The organism is Pseudactinotalea sp. Z1732 (genome assembly GCF_049724975.1).
In the GTDB taxonomy this organism is placed as follows: domain Bacteria; phylum Actinomycetota; class Actinomycetes; order Actinomycetales; family Beutenbergiaceae; genus CALKWS01.
On the sequence record NZ_JBMPQC010000008.1, the window covers coordinates 107,183 to 129,364 of the forward strand.

The following is a 22,182-nucleotide window of genomic DNA, read 5'->3' on the forward strand; positions in this document are numbered from 1 at the left end:
ACGGTACCGCGTGTCCGGCACGGAACCGGTCTCGCCGCAGCCGGACGCGACGGTACCGCGTAGCCCTTCGGTCCGTGGCTTCAGGTGGCGGCGTTGAAGTCCGCGTTGATCTTCAGGTCGTCGATCTCGCAGTCGTCGGTCTCGCAGAACGCCTCACCGATGGCGTCGATTGTCTCCATGTCGCCGTCGTAGATCGCATCGAGGAAGGCCGGGATGAGTTTCTTCGTGGCCGCCTCGTACTCCTCCCGGGTGATCTGGGTGTAGGGCATCTGCGGGTAGGTGAAATTGCCCTGCGGCAGGAACGAGGCGGTCTTGAGCCGGCCGGCGTAGTCGGTCAGGATGTCCCCGATCTGGTCGCCCTCGGACTCGGGGTCGAAGGACAGGGTCACCGAGACGGAGTTGTCCGACCAGTACCTCTGGGCCAGCGCGGCCAGTTCGGCCTTCTCCCGTAGGGACACGTCCTTCTCCGAGCGGCGGGCCGCGGACTTGACCGGGAAGAAGATCACGGTGGTGCCGGTCGGGTCCTCGCTGGCCGGCTCCACCCGGTACCCGGCGGCCTGGAACAGGGTGACCAGCGGGTCCTCGTTGCGGAACCGGATCGCCCGGTCGAAGTAGGTCCCGCCCGGGGCCCAGTGCACCCCCGGGGAGACCCCGGCCACGATGGACACGGTCCCGCTGGGCTTGACGGTGGTGGTGCGGATGGACTCGCGCACGGCGAGCTTCTCGGACAACTCCGCGTCCCAGGACCGGACCGCCCGGTAACCCTCATCCATCCACTCGACCAGCACCTCGGTGCTGTGGTTGTCCACGAAGTCGGCGATGCCCGACATCGAGGTGCCCACCCGCCGGTTGCGCTGCATCACCGCGTTGGTGCGCTCCCAGTGGGTGGACAGCAGCGTGACGATCTTGCCGTAGAGGAAGGCGATCCTGAGGGTGGCCAGGAAGTCCTCCTTGGACTCCGCGCGGGAGGGGAAGGACTCCACCAGGGTGCAGCACTCGAAGGACTCCAGGGGCTGCTCGGCGCAGGGGTTGTAGCCCATCACCCGGTGGTCCTTGTGGTCGGCGGGGTCGGCCAGACGCCCATAGGCACGGGTGGTGTCCAGCCAGATCACCCCGGGCTCACCGTTGCGGGAGATCGCCTCGGTGACGCCGGACAGGTCATCGCCGGAGTTGACCACCACGGAGTTGTTGCTCATCCAGGCCCAGCCAGGTGCCTGCGCGTCGTAGGAGTTGCGCTCGGGGAAGACCTCGGGGTTCTTCAGGTTGAGGAAGTCCGGGTCGTCCAGTTCCCCGAGCAGGATCTCGGCGGAGCGGCGCACGTTGCCGGCCACCACGCACACACCGATCAGGTTGCCGATGTCGGCGATGTCCCGGGTGGTCAGGGCCTGGCCGCCGCGGCCGTGCAGCACACCCCGGATCGCGGTGTGCAGCCGGTGCAGCGGCGCCGGTCCCGCGGCGGTGCCGCCGAAGGTCCTGATCGGTGCGCCCTTGGGGCGGATCTGGGCGTAGTCCATCGCCGGGAGCTCGGTGCCCTTGAGGTAGGCGTCGATCACCATCGCGGTGGAGTCCACCCAGCCCTCGCGGGTGTCGGGGATGGTGAACACCGGGGTGCCGGTCTCCACCACCGGGCGCAGTGCGCGTCCGTCGGCGTCGATCTCCAGGCCGGTGGCCGAGTCGTGCACCGTTGGGTCTGCGATGGTGAAGCCCTTCTTGGCCCCGCGGGTGTCGAAGCCCACCCCGACCCCGAGCATCGAGGCCTCCATGAGGAACGTGAACGGCGCCGAGGGGTCCTGCTCGGTCATGTCCTCGGTGGACACGAACGCGCAGTTCTGCAGCGGAGCCGAGTTGCCCACCTCGTTGACCAGCGGGGTTCCCATCACCCACAGGCCCCGGCCCGGCGGGGTCCACTTGAGCTGGAACAGCCGCTCGTAGGCGTCCTGGGCCATCTCCTGCGCCTCCGCCTCGTCCCAGGGCAGGCGCTGGGAGGTGTAGTGGTCCTTGAGGATGGAGAACATGCCCTCGACCACCCGGCTGCACACCTCGTGCCAGCGTTCCTTGGTGCCGTCCTCCCGCTGGCGCGAGTAGGTACGCAAAAAGGTGATCTCACCCAGGGAGTTGCCGGCGGCGTCGGCATAGCCCCACGGCACCTGCCGGGTGGCGTAGGAGTCGACGAACGTGGACGGGAGCTGGAAGGAGAACATCAGGTGAGTTGCTTTCTTCGGTGTGGCTGGGACGCGGCTGGGGCGTGAACGACATCAATGTAATTCGCTGGATGACCAACACTACACCTAGTAGTCAGGGTTCGGAACGACCACCAGATCTTGTGTCCGGCGTGTCGGCGTGTCCTCCGTCGGCGTGTCGCACCACAGCGGCCGGAGCGGGTGCGAACCCGACCTGGCTGGCCCCCCGGCGCAGGGTGGCCAGCACCAGCGGACCGATCACCACGATGCCCACCACCGTGGTGATCGCACGCCCGATCTCCCACACCAGTGAGGTGGTCACCGCATAGACGAGGAACCGCTGGATGTTCTCCCCCGCCGCCGCGCCGGGGACGAAGGAGAGTTCGGTGCCCAGGCCGAGCTGGAAGGGCCAGAAGGAGAAGTTCATCGCCAACCCGTACCCGACCGAGGCGATCACGGCGTACCCGGCGAGCATGGCGACCTCCCACCGTCCGCGCACCCCGCGGGGCAACAGACCCGCACCCATCGCCACCCAGGAGGCGGCCAGCATCTGGTAGGGCAACCAGGGCCCGACCCCGCCGGTGAGCAGCGCCGAGGCGAACAGCGTGGTGGAGCCCAGCGCGAACCCGAAGCCGGGGCCCAGCACCCGCCCACCGAGCACCAGCGGAAGGAAGACGGTCTCGATCCCGGCGGTGCCGCCGGCCAGGGGTCGTAGCACCACCCCCACGGCCGAGAGCAGGCCCAGCAGCGCGATCGCCTTCACCCCGATCCCCCCGTCGGCCAGCGCCACCAGCAGCACCACCAGCACCAGGCTCAGCACCAGACCGAGCGCGATCGGGACATGATCGACCTGGATGAATCCCTCGGTCATCACCAACGGCCAGCCGAAGATGACCAGGCCGACCGCGGTGGCGGCGGCCAGGACCACGAGGGTCCGGGGCCGCAGGGGCACGGCCGGGGTAGCGTCCGGACCCCGGCTCATGCCCGCGCCTCCAGTGCCCGGCGCACCTCGGCCACGGTCAGGTAGCCGAGCGGGTGCAGGATCTTCGCGGTCTGCGGCGCCAGGGTGGGCGAGGCGACCAGGATCTCCCGCGCCGGGCCATCGGCCACCACCTGTCCCTGCGCCAACGTCACCACCCGGTGGGCGCAGCGGGCCACGAACTCCACGTCGTGACTGGTCAGGACGACGGCGTGGCCGGCCCGGGCACGAGCGGTGAGCACCCGTGCCAGCGCTTCCTTGGCGCCGTAGTCCAGGCCGCGGGTCGGTTCGTCCAGAAGCAGCACCGGCGGGTCGGCGGCCAGTTGGACCGCGAGCGCCAGCGCCAGCCGTCCGCCCTCGGACAGGTCCGCGGGGTTCCTGGCCCGGTCCAGGCCGGGAGCGATCCGGTCGAGCAGGTCCGCGGCGGTACCGTCGGCCGCCCCGGCATCGGTGTCGGCTGCGGCGCATTCGGCGGCCACCGACTGGTGGTAGAGCAGGTGTGCCGGCGTCTGGGGCACCAGGGCCACGTGGCGGCGGGCCCGGGCCGGGGACAACGCGGCCGGGTCCGGTGTTCCCGCTGCGCGGAGCAGGTTCACCCGCCCGCCCGAGCGTGATCCGGTGCCCTGCAGGGCCCAGAGCAGGGAGGACTTGCCGGAGCCGTTGCGACCCATGACCGCCAGGACCTCACCGGCATGCAGGGTCAGGTCGAGGTCGTGCACCGCGGTGACGCCTCCGTAGGTGACGCTCAGGCCGCGCGCGCTCAGCAGCCCATGCCCGGGTGCACCGCCGGTTCCCGGTCCGCCTGCGTCGTCGTCGGTGGTCCTTGCCGGCCGCCGCGACCGGGGCGAGCCGGTGCTGCCGGGTTCCCGCGCGCCGTCACCGTCCGGCGGCCCCAGCCGTGTGCGCAACGGCCCGGCACGCCGGCGCGCGTCCCGCACCGACAGCGGCACCGGGTCCCACCCCGCGAGGCGGCCCAGCTCCACCACCGGAGGCGCACTGTGACTGGCGGCCAGGACCGTCCCGGGGTCGCCGTAGGTGACCGTGCCATCGGGATGGACCTCGAGAACGGAGTCGGCGAACTGAATCACCCGCTCCAACCGGTGTTCGGCCAGCAGCACGGTCACGCCCAGGTCGTGCACCAACCGGGTCAGGGCCGCCAGCACGTCCTCGGCCGCGCCGGGGTCCAGCGCGGAGGTCGGCTCGTCGAGCACGAGGATCCGCGGTTGGGCCGTCATCACCGCGCCGATGGCCACCCGCTGCTGCTCCCCGCCGGACAACTCGGTCAGCGCCCGGTCCCGCAGCGGGGCCAGCGCGAGCAGGTCCAGGACCTCCTCGACCCGCTTGCGCATCACCGGGCGGGGCAGGCCGAGTTGTTCCAGGGCGAAGGCCAGTTCCTCCTCGACGGTATCGGTGACGAAGCCCAGCAGCGGGTCCTGGGTGACGACCCCGACCAGATCGGCCAGGTCGCGCGGAAGGTGCGTCTCGGTGTCCCGCCCGTCCACGAGTACCCGGCCGGTCAGCACGCCCCCGGTGAAGTGGGGCACGCGGGCGCACGCGGCACCGAGCAGGCTGGACTTTCCCGCACCGGTCGCACCGGTGACCAGGCACAGTTCCCCCTCGGGGATCGCCAGGTGCACATCGCGCAGCACCGGTGCGGTCGATCCCGGGTAGACCAGGCTGACCGATTCGAAGCGGATCATCGCCCACCCCGTCCCAGTAGCGCCGGCGCCACCAGCAGGAGCGCTGCGGCGATGAGGCCGAGCGGAAGGCCCAGCCACGGCAGCGGGTCCGGGTGCGCCCGGTCACCGGCCAGAACGACGGCGAGGGCGGCCGACGCGCTACAGGCCACCACCGCGGTCTCCCGGATCCGCCACGGAGCCGCCCGGTACCGGGTGCGCCGGACCCGGCGGGAGGCGTGGGCGGTGGTCAGCACGCCCAGCACTGCCGCACCCGCCAGCACCGGCAGACCCAGCCAACCCGGCATCGTGGCGTCGAGCAGCCCGTAGGTGCCCACGCCGGCGAGCAGGACCGCCACCAGCAGGGCCAGGTTCAGCCCGGCCGAGGCCCGGGTGCGGGTGCGCGCGTAGCCACGGGAGTCCATCGAGGCGGCCAGGGCGATCGCGCGATCCATCGCGTCGGCCAGCACCGGCCGCACGTAGCCCAGCACCACCCGGGGGCCGGAGCCCTCCACGCCCCGTAGCCGCCGGGCCCGCCGGACGGTGCGAGCCGAGGCGATGAGCTGGGGGGTGACCGTGACCGCGATGACCACCGCGGTGGACAGGTCGTGCAGCGCGCCGGGCAGATGGCGTAGTACGTGCTTGGGGTTGGCCAGGGCGTTGGCTGCGCCGAAGCACACGATGATCGCGGCCAGGGCGATCGCCCCGGAGAACGCGTGCACCAGCCCACGGGACTCGATCGGACCGAGCAGCGAGATGCCGCCGGCCCACTCCGGCAGCGGCAGTGCCGGCAGGGGCACCAGCACCGGCCCGCCGGTGCGGATGCCGAACAGCACATAGAAGCCCAACCGCAGCACGATGACCGCCGCGGCGATGATCAGGTACAGCCGGAAGATGCGGGTCCAGGGCGCCGCCGACCTGCGCCACAGCACCACCGCCACCACCGCACCGGTGAGCAGCAGGACCCCCACCGGATCGCCAGTGCGGGTCAGCGCGATCACCGCCGCCCCGGCCCAGGCCCACCAGGCCAGCGGGTGCAGTTCCGGAACCCGGGGGCGCACCAGCGGGGTGGGAGGGGCCGGGGCCACGGCGGTCATCGGCTCAGGGCCGCCGGCGGTACAGCCAGACGGCGGTCACGATCGCGAGCACGAGCACGGCGAGCGCCAGCACCACCCAGATGGTGGTGCCGGCCCAGGCCGTGCCGTCGTCGGTGGCGTCGTCGGTGGCGTCGTCGTCGGACGCACCATCGTCCGCGGCGGCCTCGTCCGACCCCGGTGCAGCGTCGTCGTCCTCCCCGCCGTCCGCACCGTCGTCCGCGGGGGCGCCGGCCCCTGAGGCGCTCTCCTCGAGTGCGTCCTGCGGTGTGATCTGGGGCCCGGCGTTCCCGTCGTGGTAGCGCCAGCCGTCGACGTCCCCGGGTGCGGGATCGGTGCCATCGGCACCGGCGGTGTGCGCGACCCACTCCCCCGATGTCCCGGTCCAGTAGGACCAGAAGGAGCCGTCGAATTCCTCCGGGCACGGGTCGGGCATCGCGTCGATCGCGCAGACCATCCCCGGTGTCGAGTCGGTGGCGGTGAAGCCGGCACCCTCCAGCGCCTCGCGACCGTTAGCGGGGTCCCCCGGGGCGAAGCCGACCTCGATCGTCCCGCCCAGGTCCGTGAAGTCCACCACCACGGTGACCCCGTCCGCACCGGGCGCGGCGTCGGCGGCCGCCGGGGCATCGAGTGCGGCCGGTGCGAGCACTAGTGCGGCGGCGGCGGTGAGCGCGAGCGCGAGCCTGCGCCGGGGGCGGGTGCGTAGGGAGGACATCGGACGCCTTTCTGGCGGTCACGGCAGGGTCCTCGGCCCGCCGGGTGCGCGTGCACCGCCGGCGCCTACGGACTCCCCTCCGCAGACCACGACGGACAGAGCCACTTCTTCCGGCCCGACCCAGGTGTTCCGACTGATCGGGATGTCCCGATTCACGGTTGCGGGTCAGTGCCGGAGTCACACCGGCTTCCCCTCGGCAGGGCCTGGTCCGACCATAGCCGCTTCACGCCGCCTGCGGAACGCCGGCACCAGCACCGGGGGGCTCCGGCACGCCCCATCCACCCCGGGCGTCCCGTTCGGCCCCGGCAGCGCGAGTCCTTCCTGGCAGAGCCTGGTGGTGCCATGCTGAGGACATGGCGACGAAGATCTACACCAAGCGTGGCGATGACGGCTCCACCGGACGATTCCTGGGCGGGCGGGTGTCCAAGGCCGATCTGGTCGTGGAGACCAGCGGTGACGTCGATGAGGCGATCGCCGTGCTCGGGGTTGCCCGCGCCGGCTGCGAGGACGAGTCCATGGCCGGACTCATCCTGCACCTGCAGCGTGAGTTGTTCGTGCTCGGGGCCGATGTGGCCACCCACCCGGAGCGGCGTGACCGGCTCGAGGAGGGCGTGTCCTTGGTGACCGAGGCCATGGTCACAGCCCTGGAGGAGATCATCGACGAGCGCCTCACCGTGCGCCCGCTCGAGCCGGTCTTCCTGGTCCCGGGCACGACGACGACGTCGGCTCACCTGGACGTCGCACGCACCGTGGTGCGCCGGGCCGAGCGGCACGCGGTCGCAGCGCTCGGGTCCGGGGCGGTCGTCGCCGAACCGGTGCTGCGCTACCTGAACCGGCTCTCCGACCTGCTGTACGTGCTCGCCCGGGACGCCAGCGGACCCGCACCCGAACCGGCCAGCCGGGGCTGAGGCGGGTACTCCTCGGCGGCGGGCGCTCCGGAGGACTCCGTCATGAGCACCCGGCCACCAGCGGGTCCGGTGGATCCGCACCGGTCCCCCTGGGTGCCCCCGCCCGATCCGGGTGCCCCCTCCCCGGTCCGGGTGGCCTGGCCCTGGTAGTGCTGATGTCGGGCGACGGTCCGTGCTCAGGTCAGCACCACCGTGACCTCCTCGGTCCCGGACTCCAGCACCACCTCGGCCGTCGCGCCGCCGGCTTCCACCTCGTAACGCCCGGCGAAGCCGCTGAGTTCCACCCGGCCCTGATCATCGGTGCGACCGGTGGTCGGCGTGAGCCACCAGTCCTCGCGGACCAGGGTCCGCAGCGCGTGGTAGGCGGGTTTGGGTGAGCCGTCGGCCCGGAGCAGGCCGGCTGGGGCCCCCAGCCAGGCATTCCCGCCGTCACCGATGCCCCAGTAGGTGACCGAGTCGACCGCGGGGTGGGCGACGAGCGCGGTGTAGTGGGCCACGATGTCGGCGGCCTGGCGTTCCTCGCCCTCGGGCGTGCTGGGCCAGTCGGGGACCTGGTGATCGTTGAGGTCCTCGATGTGCTCGGGCATGAGATCACCGGAGACCAGGGTGGTTTCGGTCCAGTGCAGGGGCAGGCCGAACCTGGCGAACCGGTCGCAGGTCTCGGTCAGGAACTCCTGGCCACGGAACCCCTGATGCATATGGGACTGCAACCCGATCGCGTCGATCTGGATCCCGGCCTCGAGGACCTGCTCGATCAGGTGCTCGTACTCGGGGCCGAGGTCGAAGTCGTTCAGCACCAGGTGCGGGCGCACCCCGGCGCTGCGGGCCTCCTCCACGGCCAGTCGCACCATCTCCACCCGCCCCTTCTGCGCGCACAGGCGCGAGATCGCGTTGGGCACGCCATCGGGTTCATTGGTGAACCGGGGCATGATCACCACCTCGTTGATCGCGTCCCAGGAGTCGATCAGCCCCGCGAAGTGACCGACCTCCCGCCGGATCCGGCCCCGCAGCAGCTCCTCGGCCTCGGCCAGGGACAACTGATCCACCCATGGGGCCTTGACCGTGTGCCAGACCAGGGGGTGGCCCTTCAGACGGACCTCCCGCTCGGCGAACCACCGGGCCGCGCGCAGCAACGCCTCGCGCCGGGTGTGGCCCCGCTGTGGTTCGTACCGCCCCCAGTAGAAGGGCAACGTCGCGGTGTCGAAGAGATCGAGCCAGAGGTCCTGGTAGGCAGGGTCCGCATCGGCCACCTCGAAGGCGGCGCAGCCGAACCCGAATGCGTGCTGCCGTTGCTGGAGCCGGACCTCCCGCCGGGTGAGGGGGGTCCCGTCCGCTTCGGTGAGGCGAAGCATCGTGGTGCTTCTGCGGTGGTCCAGGGAGACGGCGGCGCTGCCTCGTTGGTCGAGGGACATCGGGTTTCCTTTCGAGGGCATGGCGGACGGGGCGAGCATGGCGGACGGGGGCGGGCGGTGGCGGACGGGGGCGGGCGGTGGCGGACGGCCCGTGCACCGGGCCCGGGTTCCGCTGGTGGACTGCCTTTCAGCCCTTGATCGAGCCGAGCATGATGCCGGAGACGAAATAGCGCTGCACGAACGGGTAGACGCACACGATCGGGATGATCGTCAGGATCATCGTCACCGCCTGGATGTTGGCCGAGATCGCCGCGGTGGTGCTGCCCGCCATTGCCGCCCCCTCACTCGTTGCCGAGGATGCCCCTGCGATGAGGTTACGCAGGAACAAGGTCACCGGGAACAGGTCCTGCCGGTCCAGGTAGAGGAAGGCGGCGAACCAGTCGTTCCAGAGCGCCACCGAGTAGAACAGCGTCATCGTGGCCAGGACCGCCTTGGACAGCGGAAGCACGATACGGGTGAAGATCCCGAACCAGCCCAGCCCATCGATCTGTGCGGCCTCGTCGAGTTCGGTGGGTTGGTTCTCGAAGAAGGACTTCATCACCAGCAGGTTGAACACCGAGATGGCACCGGGGATCACCATCGCCCACATGGTGTTCTTCATCCCCAGCGCCGTGATGAGTACGTAGTTGGGGATGATGCCCCCGTTGAAGAACATCGTGAAGATCGTGAGCCCGATCAGGAAGTTCCGGCCGCGCAGGTGTTTCTTGGAGAGCACGTAGGCGAACACGGTCGTCAACGCCATCGCGATGGTGGTGCCCACCACGGTGTACACCACCGTGTTGCGGTAGGAGTTCCAGAACAGGTCGTTCTGAGCCACCGCCCGGTAGGTGTCGGTGTTGAACCCGACCGGCCAGAAGCTCACCATCCCGGCGTTGACCGCACCGGCACTGGAGAAGGACTGTGCGAGCACGGTGATGAACGGGTACAGCATCAGCATGGAGATCAGGATCAGCACACCGTTGTTGGCCCAGGTGAAGATCCGGTACGCACGGGTGTCGCTGGGGCCGACCGGCTTTCCGGACCCGCTCGGTGTGGCTGTGATCGCGCGCTGGGTCACCACAGGCTTGCTCCTACCAGTCGACGGGATATGAGGTTCGCGCTGACGACCATGACCAAGCCGATGATCGCCTGGAACAGTCCGATCGCAGCGGCATAACTGAAATTGCTGGAGACCAGGCCGACGCGGTAGAGATAGGTGGAGATGACGTCGGCAGTGGAATAGGTCAGCGGGTTGTAGAGCAGGAGCACCTTCTCGAACCCGACGTTGAGGAACGTGCCGATGTTGAGGATCAGCAGGGTGACCATCATCGGGCGGATCCCGGGCAGGGTCACGTGCCAGGTCTGCCGGAGCCGGTTCGCCCCGTCGATCCGCGCCGCCTCGTACAGGGAGGAATCGACCGTGGTCAGCGCGGCCAGGTACAGGATCGTGCCCCAGCCCACGGTCTGCCAGACCTCCGAGCCGACGTAGATGGTGCGGAACCACTCCGCCCGTTGCAGGAACGGGATGGCCTCACCGCCGAACGCCTCGATCACCTGGTTCACGGTGCCCTGCAGGGAGAGCAGTTGCATCACCATGCCCACCACGATCACCACCGAGAGGAAGTGCGGCAGGTAGGAGATCGACTGGATCACCCGTTTGAAGGTGCGCTTGCGAACCTCGTTGAGCATCAGCGCCAGCACGATCGGCAGCGGGAAGCACACCACCAGCGTGAGCAGCCCGAGGATCGCGGTGTTGGCAAAGACGTTCCAGAAGTTGGGATCGGCGATGAACATGCGTACGTACTGCAGGCCCACCCACTCGTCCCCGAGGATGCTGCCCCCGGGCCGGAACCGGCGGAAGGCAATGGCGTTGCCCACCATCGGCATGTACCGGAAGATCAGCAGGAAGATCACGGGCACCAGGGCCATGGCGTACAGCACCCAGTCGCGCCGGAGTGCCTTGCTCCAGGGCACCTTCGTGGACTTCTTCGTAGGCGCCAGCCAGGACCGTGGTCCGCGTCGGGGACGCCACGAGCGTTCCTGGCCCACCGGTGCTCCGTCGCCCACCAGCACCTCGCCACCGGGTGCCGGGCCGGCTGTGCGAACTGAACTCATCTGTTAGTCCTTCACCAGAGTTGACCGAGGTCGGTGGGCCGGCGGCGTGGTGCCGCCGGCCCACCGGCAAACGGTGCGTGTCAGCCCGCGTTCTCGGCGTTCTCGCGGGCCTCGTTGATGAGGTCCTCGTAACTGGAGAGCCCCTGGGACTCCAACTGGCCCAGGAACGCGTCCCACTCGGACAGGTCACGCTGGCCGATGATGAACGCCAGGGTCGCGGTGTCCACGGTGTCCTTCAGGGGGGTACCCCACAGCGCGGCCTGCTCCAGTTGCGCCTCGGTCAGCGGGGCGTTCGGGAACGGGTCGCGTGGGGTGCGGGTGGACAGCACCGTGTCGATGTAGTCCACGAACTCCGGGGCGTTGTAGGACTCCTTCAGCGCCCGGGACTCGGTCGAGCCGGCGAGCACGTCGTTGCCGAAGCCGAGGTCGCCGATGTCGGTCTCGGCGCCGACGTTGATGTTGAAGGACTCCAAGGAGTACTCGGGGTTCAGCGTGATGGTGCCGTCGTCGTCCTTGGTGTAGTGCTCACCCTCGATGCCCCACTGCAGCATCTCGCGGGCCTCGGGGTTGTAGTACAGCCAGTCGACGAAGTGCAACAGGTCGCAGAAGTTCTCATCCTCGGCCGCGTGTGAGGACAGCATGAAGCCGTTCCAGAAGTTGCGCGGCTCCACGACTTGCCCGGCGGGGCCGCCGGGCGGGGCGATCTGGGTGAGTTCGTAGTCGGTGACGCCGGCCGCATCGAGGGCTTGGGCGAACTCCTGCACGGTGCCGGAAGCACCCGAGGCAGCGAACACCTGCTCCGATGCGAACTTCTCCGTGACCGTGCCCATGCCGTCGTTGGCGTCGGTCAGCGATTCGGTGTCCAGCAGCCCGTCGTCGGCCAGGTCGTGGAAGTAGGTGACCATCTCCCGGTATCCGTCGGTGGTGGGAGCGTAGACGAACTCATCGGCGTCCTCGTCGAACCACATCCCGGTGCCGAACCCCCAGCCCGCTACGGTCCCGAAGGCGTGCGAGGCGTAGTTCCACATCGAGTGGCCCTCGAATCCGTCAGCGAGGGGCCGACTGTCCGGATAGGCCTCCTTGATCAACTCCAGGCCCTCGCGCAGGTCCGCCCAGGTCTCCGGCGCCGGAGCGCCCACCTCGTCGAAGATGTCCTCGCGGATGATGAGCGTGAAGACCGGCACGGAGACCTCCTGCAGCCCCGGCGTCATGTAGTACCTGCCGTCGGCCTGGCGCAGGTTCTCCACCATGTCTTCCAGTTCCCACTCCTGCACGTACTTGGTGAAGTTGGGCATGTAGTCGGAGTAGTCACTCAACGGGACCACGGCACCGGAGGCCGCGTACTGGCGCTCGTCGCCGGTGTAGATGAGCGGGATGATCTGCGGCGCGTCACCGGCGCTGATCAACAGGCTGCGCCGCTCCTCGGCGTCACTGAAGGACATGTTGGTCAGCTCCAGCGTCACGTTCGTGCGCTCGGCGATCTCATCGAAGAGGATCCAGTCGTCGGTGATCGGGTTCTCCGGCCAGTCGGTCCACAGCATGGAGAAGGTGACCGGCTCGGCGGCACTCCATTGCTCGTCGGCAACGCTCTCCGAGGAGCACTGAAGTCCGCCCGCGGCGGCCCCGGTGCCCTCGGCCCCCTCTCCGCTTCCCGGATCGGACGTGGTGTCGCCGTTCCCACCGCCGCACGCGGCCAGCCCGAGAACCGCGGCCAGGGTTGCGGCGCCGACTGCACTCACGCGCTTGCGCCGAAACGATGTTGCCTCTGATGACATCTGTCTCCCTCTCCTTCGAGTCAGGACCGCGGACAAGGGCCCGGGGCCTGGTGTGGAATGCCGGCTCGGGCAAGCCTCGATCCGGCGGTCTCCGGCACCTGCGCCGGTGACGTTCTGTACGGCGTCGATTCTGCGCGCGTTCGGTAGCCCTCTCTCGCATCGTTGGGATCGCACGTGATTAATCGATCAAGCACGTAGAGTGTGGCATGAGGGGGCGCCCCCGTCAATGCGCCTCGGAAAATCTGCGACAATCGGCGCTCGGAGGTTCACCATGGTCACCATGAGCGATATCGCTCAGCGCACCGGCGTCACGGTGGCGACCGTCTCGAACGCGTTGACCAACCGCGGCCGGGTGTCCCCCGAGACCCGCGCCAGGATCCACCTGGTCGCCGAGGAACTCGGGTACCAGGTCAACCTGACCGCTCGCCACCTCCGCGTCGGGCGCTCGAACGCAATCGCCTTCATCGCGCCGAGTTTCCACGACTACTTCAGTGACATCGCTGATGAGCTGGCCATCCACGTCGAGGCCACCGGCCGGCATCTGGTGCTGGAACGCACCAGCGCGCGCACCGAGAGCGAGCTGGAAGCGGTCGCCCTGCCCCGGCTGCGGATGTTCGACGGCGTGGTGCTGTCCACCGTCGGCCTCAGCCATGAGGACATCGAGAAGGCCCGCCACCGGGTTCCACTGGTGTTGCTCGGTGAGCGGACGATGCCGAGGTCGGTCGATCACATCCGGCTCGCCAACGAGGACGGCGCCCGGCTGGCCACCGCACACATGCTCGCCAACGGCGCGCGCCGCGTCATCGTGCTGGGCGGTTCGGCGCAGGAGGACGCCGGGATCTCCTCCTCCCGGCGCGCCGGGTGGGAGGCCGCCCATGCCGAGGCCGGTCTCGCCGTCGACCCCCGGTTGATCGTGCCGTTGGGCGACTACACGATGCACGACGCCCGGGAGGCGATGCGCGGCGTGCTCGGTGAGGGCCTGGCCTTCGACGCGGTCTTCGCCGTCACGGACATGCTCGCGCTCGGCGCGATGTCGGCGCTCTGGGATCACGGCGTGAGCATCCCCGATCGCGCCCAGGTGGCCGGCTTCGACAACCTCGCGATCTCGGACTACCTACACCCGGGCCTGACCAGCATCGATCCCAACCACGAGTTCGTCACCGGTGAGGCGATGCGGCTCCTGGAGCAGCGCATCGCCGGGGATGAGGTGCCCGCGGAACACATCGTCAGCCCGGTGTCCCTGATGGTGCGTGGCTCCACCCGTTGACGGCCCAGTTGCGGTCGCAAGACCCGGATCGGTGGCTACCCAGCGCGGCGGTCAGCCCAGCCCTGTTGTGGGCGTGCCCGCACCCAGGAGGCGCCGGTAGACCCGCTCCCAGCCTTGCGCGGTGGCCCGCCAGGTGCGGCGCAGCGCCAGTTCGCGGCCCTGTTGTCCCAGCGCGGCAGCGCGGTCCGGATCGGTGAGCATCCCTGCGATCGCATCGGCCCAGTGCTGCGGGTCGCGGCTGGGCACGATCAGGCCGGTGACGCCGTCGTGGACCGCCTCGCGCAGCCCCCCGGCGCCGGAGGCGATCACCGGGACCCCGCAGGCCGAGGCCTCCAGCGCGGTGAGCCCGTAACTCTCGGAGTGCGAGGGCACCAGCACCGCACGAGCGGTGGCGAAGCAGCGTGCGAGCCGGGCCCGGGCGACCGCGCCGTTGAACTGCAACCGGGTCGCCACGCCGAGTTCGGCGGCGAGGGCCCGCAACTCCTCGTCATAGCCTGGGTAGGCGCCCGAGGGCGCTCCGAGCACGTGCAGGTCCGGTCGGATCTGCGCAGGCAGCAGAGCCAGGGCGCGGATCGCCAGGTCCACGCCCTTGAGCGGTTCGAGCCGGGCTGCCAGCACCAGGGTGGAGCGAGGCTCGCCCTCGATGGGGTGGAACAGTTCCACATCCACCCCCGGCGGTACCACGAACACCCGCTGGCCGTCGGCGCCCAGGCGGCCGGTGACCGTGGCGGCCTCGGCGTGGCTGACCGCGAGCACGGCGTCGCTGGTCTTCGCTAGGTGACGTTCGCCGTCGATCCTCCCGGGACCCTCCGGTGGTTCACCCTCGCCGAGCGGGCGCCCGTTGGGCGCGGCAATGGAGTGGTAGGTCTGCACGTGCGGGCGGCCATGGTCGACGGCGAGGGGCTGGGCGGCCATCCCGGAGAACCAGTGGTGGGAGTGCACGATGTCCCAGTCGCTCCACTGCGCGGCCAGCGCCGCACCGAAGGGGGCGATGAAGTCCTCGTGCTCACGTTTGCCGGCCGGGGCGGGCGGGCCGGCGGTGAGGTGATGGACCACCACACCGCTGGGTAGTTCCAGGCGGTCCGGGAGATCCGCGGCGGCCCGTCGGGTGAAGATCTCCACCTGGTGTCCCAGGCCCGCGAGCGCGTCGGCGCTGTGCCGCAGCATCACGTTCATGCCCCCGGCGTCGCCGGACCCGACGTCGGCCAACGGCGAGGTGTGCAGGCTGATCAGCGCAAGCCGCAGCGCTCCGGACGGCATGTGTTCAGATTATGCCTGCCCACCACGGCTTCGGCCCAATCGAGGCGGGTTCCACAGACCTCCGGGGCTGCCTCGCGGGTCCACGTGGGAACAGAACAAGAAGGCCGGATCCAGGTGGATCCGGCCTTCTCGAGGGGTGGAGGTGGCGGGAATTGAACCCGCGTCCGACAGTGAGGACCCAGGGCTTCTCCGAGTGCAGTCTGCTATCGATTTTCTCGGCCCCAGCGCTCACGCAGACAAGTCGCTGACAGGCCCAGTCACCTGAGTGTCCCAGTAGCCCCGGTGACGAGGACTACCAGCAGTGGCTCTCTAGTCGACGCCAGGATCCGGGACGAGAGCTAGCCCGGGCTGACGGACTTCAGGACTCGCTCAGGCGGCGAGTGCGAAGTCGGTGCGCTTGGAATCAGCACCTATTGGTTTGCAAGGAGCGTTGACGAGATGACCTTGCATCCTCGACTCGCTTCCCCTGGAACGACAACCGTCGTCGAAACCGATCACCCCCTGTGGAATTGTTCTGCACCGACCAGTGCGCAAGCGCGAGCCAGCGGCACCAGTCTAGAGGGATAACCACGGGGGCGGCGAACCTATTCCCGCGCAGCGCGGGCCCCTGGCGGGACTACCAACCCCCGCCGCCACCGCCGCCGGCGCCGCCACCGGCGAAGCCGCCGCCGGAGATGGCGGAACCACCGGTGCCGGCGGAGACCACGGCCGCGTCGGCGGCCGAGGAGAAGGAGGCCATCGACGCACCGAGGGCACCGGCCCAGTACGCCGAGCCCAGTGCCGGCCCGGAGTACCAAGCCGGCTCGGGCACCGGCTCGCCGCTGCGGGCGATGTCCTCAAAGACCTTTGCCCAGCGCTCGGTCACCTCGAAGGCGATCGCGAAGGGCAGGTAGCGGGAGAAGATGTCCTCGTCCTCCTCGAACCGCAACTGGTTCGCCTCCGCGGTCTCCAGGTACTTCTTGAAGCCCAGCGACTGCACCAGCACCGCGGTTCCGGACGCCGTGCGCGCCGGGGCGTAGGGGGCGGCTGCGGCCACCGCGACCGCGGTGGCGATGACCGGGAGCCCCAGCACGCCCAGTCCGAGGGTGAAGGCCAGGACGAGGCCCAGCACGATTCCGGCGACGAAGAGGCCGATGGCGGCCAGCCACCAGCGCGTGCGCACCTGGGCCGGGGAGGTGCGGAACCAGCCGCGCTCGGTCACCTCCGCATACAGGTCCTGCTGCAACTGCGAGCGCATCGCGGAGAACTCCCCGGCAATCTCCCGCAACTCCACCGTGCGCTCCTGGCCGGGGAAGAGAGTGGTGAGTACGTCGCGCTCATAGGCGAGCAGATCCGGATGGTTCAACTCGGGGGCACGCTCGGGGCGGGTGAGGCGCCACTGCTGGGTTTCGTCGTCGCCTGCGTACTCCTCGATCCGGAAGTATCCACGCACTGCCAGGTCCACGATGGTGGCGGTGACATCGTGGGGATCGGCGACCTCATCGGCCAGTGTGCCCATCTCCCCCGGGCGCACCCCGGCCGGGGGTTGGAACTGCACCGCGATCGGGCCGCCGCGGCGCGGACCCACGGCCTCGTCGTCGGGCTCGGTTGCGGTGGCCCCGGGGGCAGTTGCGCCAGCCCCGGCAGCACTGCGAGCCCCGGCAGCACCGTGATGGCGGGCACTGTCATCACGGGTACCGCCATCGCTGCCATCGCCATCCAGGCGGACGGTGCCACGGGTGCGTGCCGGGGTGAGGCCGGGCGTCACGCCCAGGTATTGCTCATCGCGACCGCGCCCGCGTGCCACGAGCACCACGAGGCCGACACCGAACAGAGTGGCCCCGGCCGCGCCCAGCCCGGTGGCCCGTGTCAGTCCCATCGTGTTGGCGAAGGTGTGCCGGGTGGTCAGGATCGGCTGGGCGCCACCGAAGGTGCCGGCGGGAAACTGCACCGCCACCGACATCGGCTGACCGGGATGCAACAGTCCCTGATGCAACTCGGCCCCCTCGGCGCCGACCACCGTGGCCGAGCACTCGATGTCCGAACCGGGGTCCCCGGCCCAGCAGGCTGCCTCCTCGGGCGCTTCGGCGGCGGACACGGTGATGCGGATCTGCGCGAGCGGCACCTCGAAGTCCTGGCCGATCACCTGCCAGTAGATCTCGTCCTGCCCCTGGGACCCCACCCCGGAGACCGCGATCCCGTCCACCCGATAGTTCAGCGTGTAGCGCTGCAGGCCGGTGATCTCGACGTCCTCATCACCGATATAGACCGCGACGGCGTTCTCGGCGTCCTCCACCCGCACGTCGGCGGAAGCCCCCGAGGGCGAGGTGGCCTCGAAGCCGGAGTACTCCAGCACCCGGTAGTGGTCCGGGTCGTCGTCGATGGGTTGGCGGTCCACGAAGGTCAGATAGGGACCGTGGGCCTCCTCGGCACCGAAGTCGAACTCGAGATCGACCTGCACCTGCGCCACGCCGTCGGCATCGAACTGGGCATCGACCTCGTAGCGGGTGATGGACCACTCGTCCTCGGCGGCATGGGCCGGCGGGGCGAACAGGGCCGGGAGGGCCAGCACGGCAGCCCCCAGCAGGGTGAGGATCCACACGCGCGCCGGACCACGGCCGGCCGGACGTGACAGAGCAACCCGCATCACGGCGTCGGGCACGTCAGCGGCTCTGCCGCAGACTCATCGCACGCTCGGCCTCGCGGGCATCCTGCTTCTCCCGGAGCGCGTGCCTCTTGTCCCACTCGCGCTTTCCACGGGCCAGGGCGATCTCGACCTTGGCCCGGCCGCGCAGGAAGTACAGCCTCAAGGGCACGATGGTGTGGCCCTTCTCCCGTGTCTTGGCGGCCAGCTTGTCGATCTGCTCGCGGTGCAGCAGGAGTTTCCGGCGACGGCGAGGGGCGTGGTTGGTCCAGGTGCCTTGGGCGTACTCGGCGATGTGCACGCCCTCCAGCCAGGCCTCGCCGCGGTCGACGTTCACCCAGCCGTCGGTGAGGGAGGCCCGCCCGGCCCGCAGCGCCTTGACCTCGGTGCCGGTCAGGGCAATGCCTGCTTCGAAGGTCTCGTCGATGTGGAAGTCATGCCGCGCGCGGCGGTTGCTGGCGATGAGGGTGCGCTCGTCCGCAGGGTCCTTCGCCTTCTTCTTGGCGCCCTTGTTCTTGCTGCTCATCGCTGCCTCACCTCCGCCCGCTTCTCCGGCTTGGTCAGGCTAGTCCACCGACCGACGCCGTGCGAAACCCATAAGAGGCCCCGCAGCCCGCCACCCGCCGCCGCTACAGTCGCCGAGGGCGAGCCTGCCCGCCGAGGGCGAGCCACACAACTCTCGCCCTGGGCTGCGAGGCTCGCCCTCGGCCCAGGTCTGCGACGGCCGGCGGCGTGACAGAGAGGCGGGGTGGCGGGGCGGGGCGGGATTCCTGGGTCAGGGCAGCATCGACATTGGGTTGATGGTGGAGCCGTTACGCCAGATCTCGTAGTGCACGTGGCAGCCGGTCACGGCCCCGGTGAGCCCGGTGTAACCGATGACCTGCCCCTGGGAGACCCGCTGTCCCTGGCTGACGGCGAATCGGGACAGGTGGTTGGTCACGGTCACGTAGGAGTTCCCGCCGATCACCCCATGGTTGATCATCACCTGGTTGCCGTGCGTGCCATTGCCACGCGCGGGCCGCACCGCCACCACGGTGCCGGCGGCCGTGGCGCGCTGGGCCTCACCGCAGTGGGAGCGCAGGTCAACGCCACGATGGAAGAAGCGCCCGCCCGTGATCGGGTAGATGCGGTAGCCGTAACTGGACGTCACGTGCCACGTGCCGGTCACGGGGCGGATGAAGATCTGGTTCGAGGAGGAACCGGAGGAACCACCCGAACTGGACGAACCACCGGAACTGGACGAACCGCCCGAGGAGCCACCAGAGCCGGAACCGCCCCCGGACGAACCCGAACTGCGGCTGGATTGTTGCTGCTGGCGCTCCCGCTCGGCCCGCTCCCGCTCCTGGCGCTCCCGCTCGGCCCGCTCCCGCTCCTGACGCTCCCGCTCCTGACGCTCTCGCTCGATCCGTCGCTGCCGCTCCCGCTCGGCGGCCTCCGCAGCCTGTATCTCAGCGATCTCGGAGGCCAGAGCCTCGTTCTCAGCCTCCAGGTTGGCCTGCTCGGACTCGAACTGCTCGGACAGATCCTCCAGTTCGGCCGCACGGGCCTCCTGGTCGGCCTTCAGCCCTTCGATCTCCACCACCAGGTCCTGGGCCTCCTGGCGGGCGACGTCGGCGGCCGCCACGGCCTCCTGGGCCTCCACGTGCAGGTCGTCGATCCGGGCTTCCACCGCCTCCAGCCGGACCTGGCGGTTGCGGTTCACGGCCGAGAGGTTCTCCAGGTCCACCAGTGCCTGGTTCTGGGTACGCATCGCCGAGTTCATCACCGAGTACTGGTTGGCGAACTCCGAGGGGCTGGAGGCATCGAGCACCACAGTGATCGCGCTGATCCCCGGCCCGCCGCGGTAGGTGGACCGGGCGACCTCCCCCATCGCTGATTCGGTGCCGACGATCTCCTCCTCACCCGTGGCGATCTCCGCGCTCAGATCCGCCTGCTGGGCCTGGGCCACCTCAAGGCGGCCCTGGACCGAGTCCCGGTGCCGCTCGGCTGCGGCCAGTTCCTCGTTGGCCTGCACCAGTTCGGCTTCGGCGATGGGCAGACGCCGGTTGATCGAGTCCAGTTCGAGGTAGGTCTCGGCCAGGTCCACGTTGGTGCCCTCCAGGGCGGAGGTGACCTCTTCGTGCTCGCGCTGGTTCTCCTGCTGCTGCTGCTCCAGTTCCGATCGGGAGTCGCGCAGTTCGCCGAGCCGGTCCGCCTGGGCGGGCACGGCGAAGGCCAGCGCCCCCACCACCACCGCCAGCCACATGGCCAGCATCCGGGCGGAGATTCCCCGCACCCGGGTGGGCCACTGCGCTACCCGGGCGCGGAACGCCGTCAACGGGCTCGAGGCGCTCGGGCTCGAGCCGCTCGGGCTCGGGGTATCCGCTTTCGAGGTCTTCGGAACGGGAGAACTCATCTGCGCAGACATCTCACACCTTCGTGTATCGGCTCAGGCTGACCAGTGAACTGACAGCGGCAAGGAGAATCCCGATCCCAACCAGCAACGGCGCGATCGTCCACACATCCGAAGTACCGACGAAGTTCACCCAGACGAACGACTCGGCCAACCACCCCTCGATCAGGTAGTTCGCGCCCAGCCACAACCCACTGATCGCCAGCGCTGCCCCAGCCAGTGCGGCGATGGCACCTTCGAGCATGAAGGGCAGTTGGATGAAGAAGTTCGAGGCGCCCACCAGGCGCATGATCGAGGTCTCCTTGGACCTGCTCATCGCCGAGAGCCGGATCGTGGTGGTGATCAGCAGCACCGCGGTCAGCGTCATGACGCCGGCAAGCCCGGCGGCCAGGGCGGTGACCCGGTTCAGGACCAGGAACAGCGGCTCCAGGATGGCGCGCTGATCCACCACCGACTCCACCCCGGGCCGGCCCGAGACCTCATCGGCCACCACCTGGTACTGCTCCGGGTCGTGCAGGGACACCCGATAGGACATCTGCATCTGGTCCGCGGAGACGCGGCTGGCCCAGTCCTGCTCACCGAACTGATCCTGGAAGGCCTCGTGGGCCTCCTCCTTGGTCTCGGTGTACACCTCCTGCACGTACGGGCTCAACGCCTCCGACTCCAACACACCGAGGACCTCGGCGGCCTGCTCATCGGACACCTCGCCGGAGGCGCAGGTAGGCACCGAGGAGGACTCCGGGCACAGGAACACCGAGACCTCCACGGCGTCGTACCAGTCGTCCTTCATGTTGGCGATCTGCATCTGCACCAGCACGGCCGCGCCCACGAAGGTCAGTGACACGAAGGTCACCAGCATCACCGACACCGCCATCGCCAGGTTCGCGCGCAGGCCCTGGAAACACTGGGAGAGAACGAAGCGGAGTCTCATCTAACGCTCCGCCCCGTAGACGCCTCTGGCCTGGTCGCGCACCATCTGCCCATCGACCAGTTCCACGACTCGTTTACGCATCTGGTCCACGATCTCGTCGTCGTGGGTGGCCATCACGATCGTGGTGCCGGTGCGGTTGATCCGGTCCAGCAGCCGCATGATCCCGACCGAGGTGGAGGGGTCCAGGTTCCCGGTCGGCTCGTCGGCCAGCAGGATCGCCGGCCGGTTCACGAACGCCCGCGCGATCGCCACCCGCTGCTGCTCCCCACCGGACAACTCGGTCGGCAGACGTCGTTCCTTGCCGGCCAGGCCGACCAGATCGAGGGTTTCGGGCACCGTGGACATCACGTGGTGGCGGGGTTTACCGATCACCTGCAGCGCCAGCGCCACGTTCTCGAACACGGACTTGGACTGCAGCAACCGGAAGTCCTGGAAGACCGTGCCGATGGTGCGGCGCAGGTGCGGGACCTTCCATTGGGAGATCTTGGACAGGTCCTTGCCTGCGACGAATACCTTGCCGTTGGTGGGGCGCTCCTCGCGCAGCACCAGGCGTAGGAACGTCGACTTACCCGAACCGGAGGCACCCACGAGGAACAGGAACTCCCCGCGCTCGACCTCCAGTTCGATTCGGTCCAGTGCAGGCCGAGCCCCGCGGGCGTAGACCTTGGAGACCTTCTGGAAACGGATCACGAGGGCAATTCCGGCCAGTCTCGACAGTAGGGCAAACCGGGGAAAGCGTTATACCTGGCCATTGGCACCATAGGAAGGGCCCGCGCCACATCGACGGATGACACGCCGGGCTGGCCCCAGCAATGCCCCACTCCGGCCGTAGATGGCCTCCGATCAGCGAACACGCCCGACGGCGTGAGGCACCTC

17 protein-coding genes, 1 other RNA gene and 1 riboswitch are annotated in these 22,182 nt (G+C 69.5%); of the genes, 2 read left to right on the forward strand and 16 right to left on the reverse strand.

Annotation, left to right across the window (positions count from 1 at the left end; all coding sequences use genetic code 11):
* Positions 1–80 precede the first annotated feature (80 nt).
* From nrdJ to ACPL7H_RS14575, 5 genes are all read right to left on the reverse strand, one after another.
* Positions 81–2,201, reverse strand: a complete 2,121-nt coding sequence (nrdJ, locus tag ACPL7H_RS14555) for a ribonucleoside-triphosphate reductase, adenosylcobalamin-dependent (protein WP_424797575.1) — start codon at positions 2,199–2,201, stop codon at positions 81–83.
* 94 nt (positions 2,202–2,295) lie between these two features.
* On the reverse strand, positions 2,296–3,162 hold the full coding sequence (locus ACPL7H_RS14560) for an ECF transporter S component (RefSeq protein WP_424797576.1): 867 nt from the start codon (positions 3,160–3,162) through the stop codon (positions 2,296–2,298).
* A complete protein-coding gene (locus tag ACPL7H_RS14565; RefSeq protein WP_424797577.1) occupies positions 3,159–4,859 on the reverse strand; it encodes an ABC transporter ATP-binding protein in 1,701 nt (566 codons plus the stop codon). The genes ACPL7H_RS14560 and ACPL7H_RS14565 overlap by 4 nt, the downstream gene beginning before the upstream one ends.
* The gene (locus ACPL7H_RS14570) at positions 4,856–5,932 is read right to left on the reverse strand and encodes a CbiQ family ECF transporter T component (protein WP_424797578.1); all 1,077 of its coding nucleotides are present in this window, start codon (positions 5,930–5,932) and stop codon (positions 4,856–4,858) included. The genes ACPL7H_RS14565 and ACPL7H_RS14570 overlap by 4 nt, the downstream gene beginning before the upstream one ends.
* A gap of 4 nt (positions 5,933–5,936) precedes the next feature.
* Positions 5,937–6,644, reverse strand: a complete 708-nt coding sequence (locus ACPL7H_RS14575) for a hypothetical protein (RefSeq protein ID WP_424797579.1) — start codon at positions 6,642–6,644, stop codon at positions 5,937–5,939.
* A 102-nt stretch (positions 6,645–6,746) separates the two neighbouring features.
* Positions 6,747–6,864: riboswitch (cobalamin riboswitch) on the reverse strand.
* Positions 6,865–6,997: 133 nt separating this feature from the next.
* Between ACPL7H_RS14575 and ACPL7H_RS14580 the strand changes: the two genes are divergently transcribed.
* Positions 6,998–7,552, forward strand: coding sequence for a cob(I)yrinic acid a,c-diamide adenosyltransferase (locus tag ACPL7H_RS14580; RefSeq protein WP_424797580.1), 555 nt, complete (start codon positions 6,998–7,000; stop codon positions 7,550–7,552).
* Positions 7,553–7,728: 176 nt separating this feature from the next.
* Here ACPL7H_RS14580 and ACPL7H_RS14585 read toward each other — a convergent pair whose 3' ends face one another.
* The 4 genes from ACPL7H_RS14585 to ACPL7H_RS14600 all read right to left on the reverse strand — a co-directional run bounded on the left by ACPL7H_RS14585 (position 7,729) and on the right by ACPL7H_RS14600 (position 12,797).
* Entirely contained in the window at positions 7,729–8,964 is a 1,236-nt protein-coding gene (locus ACPL7H_RS14585) for an endo-1,4-beta-xylanase (RefSeq protein WP_424797581.1), read from the reverse strand.
* A 127-nt stretch (positions 8,965–9,091) separates the two neighbouring features.
* A complete protein-coding gene (locus ACPL7H_RS14590; RefSeq protein WP_424788371.1) occupies positions 9,092–10,021 on the reverse strand; it encodes a carbohydrate ABC transporter permease in 930 nt (309 codons plus the stop codon).
* Positions 10,018–11,058, reverse strand: coding sequence for an ABC transporter permease (locus tag ACPL7H_RS14595; protein WP_424791583.1), 1,041 nt, complete (start codon positions 11,056–11,058; stop codon positions 10,018–10,020). The genes ACPL7H_RS14590 and ACPL7H_RS14595 overlap by 4 nt, the downstream gene beginning before the upstream one ends.
* A gap of 80 nt (positions 11,059–11,138) precedes the next feature.
* Positions 11,139–12,797, reverse strand: coding sequence for an extracellular solute-binding protein (locus ACPL7H_RS14600; RefSeq protein WP_424797582.1), 1,659 nt, complete (start codon positions 12,795–12,797; stop codon positions 11,139–11,141).
* Between the two features lie 316 nt (positions 12,798–13,113).
* Here ACPL7H_RS14600 and ACPL7H_RS14605 point away from each other — a divergent pair, with 316 nt between their 5' ends.
* Positions 13,114–14,100 (forward strand): LacI family DNA-binding transcriptional regulator, encoded by a 987-nt coding sequence (locus ACPL7H_RS14605; protein ID WP_424797583.1) that lies wholly within the window; start codon positions 13,114–13,116, stop codon positions 14,098–14,100.
* Between the two features lie 51 nt (positions 14,101–14,151).
* Here the strand turns inward: ACPL7H_RS14605 and ACPL7H_RS14610 are convergent, their stop codons facing one another.
* The 7 genes from ACPL7H_RS14610 to ftsE form a co-directional block, all read right to left on the reverse strand.
* Positions 14,152–15,360, reverse strand: a complete 1,209-nt coding sequence (locus tag ACPL7H_RS14610; protein ID WP_424797584.1) for a glycosyltransferase — start codon at positions 15,358–15,360, stop codon at positions 14,152–14,154.
* 134 nt (positions 15,361–15,494) lie between these two features.
* Positions 15,495–15,862: a transfer-messenger RNA gene (ssrA, locus tag ACPL7H_RS14615) on the reverse strand.
* A 114-nt stretch (positions 15,863–15,976) separates the two neighbouring features.
* On the reverse strand, positions 15,977–17,941 hold the full coding sequence (locus ACPL7H_RS14620) for a DUF2207 domain-containing protein (protein ID WP_424797585.1): 1,965 nt from the start codon (positions 17,939–17,941) through the stop codon (positions 15,977–15,979).
* 61 nt (positions 17,942–18,002) lie between these two features.
* Complete coding sequence (gene smpB / locus ACPL7H_RS14625; protein WP_424791578.1) at positions 18,003–18,509, reverse strand: SsrA-binding protein SmpB; 507 nt, start codon at positions 18,507–18,509, stop codon at positions 18,003–18,005.
* A 249-nt stretch (positions 18,510–18,758) separates the two neighbouring features.
* On the reverse strand, positions 18,759–20,390 hold the full coding sequence (locus ACPL7H_RS14630) for a peptidoglycan DD-metalloendopeptidase family protein (RefSeq protein WP_424797586.1): 1,632 nt from the start codon (positions 20,388–20,390) through the stop codon (positions 18,759–18,761).
* Between the two features lies 1 nt (position 20,391).
* Entirely contained in the window at positions 20,392–21,306 is a 915-nt protein-coding gene (gene ftsX / locus ACPL7H_RS14635) for a permease-like cell division protein FtsX (RefSeq protein ID WP_424797587.1), read from the reverse strand.
* Positions 21,307–21,996, reverse strand: a complete 690-nt coding sequence (gene ftsE, locus ACPL7H_RS14640) for a cell division ATP-binding protein FtsE (RefSeq protein ID WP_424797588.1) — start codon at positions 21,994–21,996, stop codon at positions 21,307–21,309. It abuts the gene before it with no gap.
* Positions 21,997–22,182 lie beyond the last annotated feature (186 nt).

Bases quoted from the DNA above. Each gene is read 5' to 3' on its own strand.
- nrdJ (WP_424797575.1), bottom strand. From the start codon at position 2,201: ATGTTCTCCTTCCAGCTCCCGTCCACGTTCGTCGACTCCTACGCCACC.
- ACPL7H_RS14560 (WP_424797576.1), bottom strand. From the start codon at position 3,162: ATGAGCCGGGGTCCGGACGCTACCCCGGCCGTGCCCCTGCGGCCCCGG.
- ACPL7H_RS14565 (WP_424797577.1), bottom strand. From the start codon at position 4,859: ATGATCCGCTTCGAATCGGTCAGCCTGGTCTACCCGGGATCGACCGCA.
- ACPL7H_RS14570 (WP_424797578.1), bottom strand. From the start codon at position 5,932: ATGACCGCCGTGGCCCCGGCCCCTCCCACCCCGCTGGTGCGCCCCCGG.
- ACPL7H_RS14575 (WP_424797579.1), bottom strand. From the start codon at position 6,644: ATGTCCTCCCTACGCACCCGCCCCCGGCGCAGGCTCGCGCTCGCGCTC.
- ACPL7H_RS14580 (WP_424797580.1), top strand. From the start codon at position 6,998: ATGGCGACGAAGATCTACACCAAGCGTGGCGATGACGGCTCCACCGGA.
- ACPL7H_RS14585 (WP_424797581.1), bottom strand. From the start codon at position 8,964: ATGTCCCTCGACCAACGAGGCAGCGCCGCCGTCTCCCTGGACCACCGC.
- ACPL7H_RS14595 (WP_424791583.1), bottom strand. From the start codon at position 11,058: ATGAGTTCAGTTCGCACAGCCGGCCCGGCACCCGGTGGCGAGGTGCTG.
- ACPL7H_RS14605 (WP_424797583.1), top strand. From the start codon at position 13,114: ATGAGCGATATCGCTCAGCGCACCGGCGTCACGGTGGCGACCGTCTCG.
- ACPL7H_RS14610 (WP_424797584.1), bottom strand. From the start codon at position 15,360: ATGCCGTCCGGAGCGCTGCGGCTTGCGCTGATCAGCCTGCACACCTCG.
- smpB (WP_424791578.1), bottom strand. From the start codon at position 18,509: ATGAGCAGCAAGAACAAGGGCGCCAAGAAGAAGGCGAAGGACCCTGCG.
- ACPL7H_RS14630 (WP_424797586.1), bottom strand. From the start codon at position 20,390: ATGTCTGCGCAGATGAGTTCTCCCGTTCCGAAGACCTCGAAAGCGGAT.
- ftsX (WP_424797587.1), bottom strand. From the start codon at position 21,306: ATGAGACTCCGCTTCGTTCTCTCCCAGTGTTTCCAGGGCCTGCGCGCG.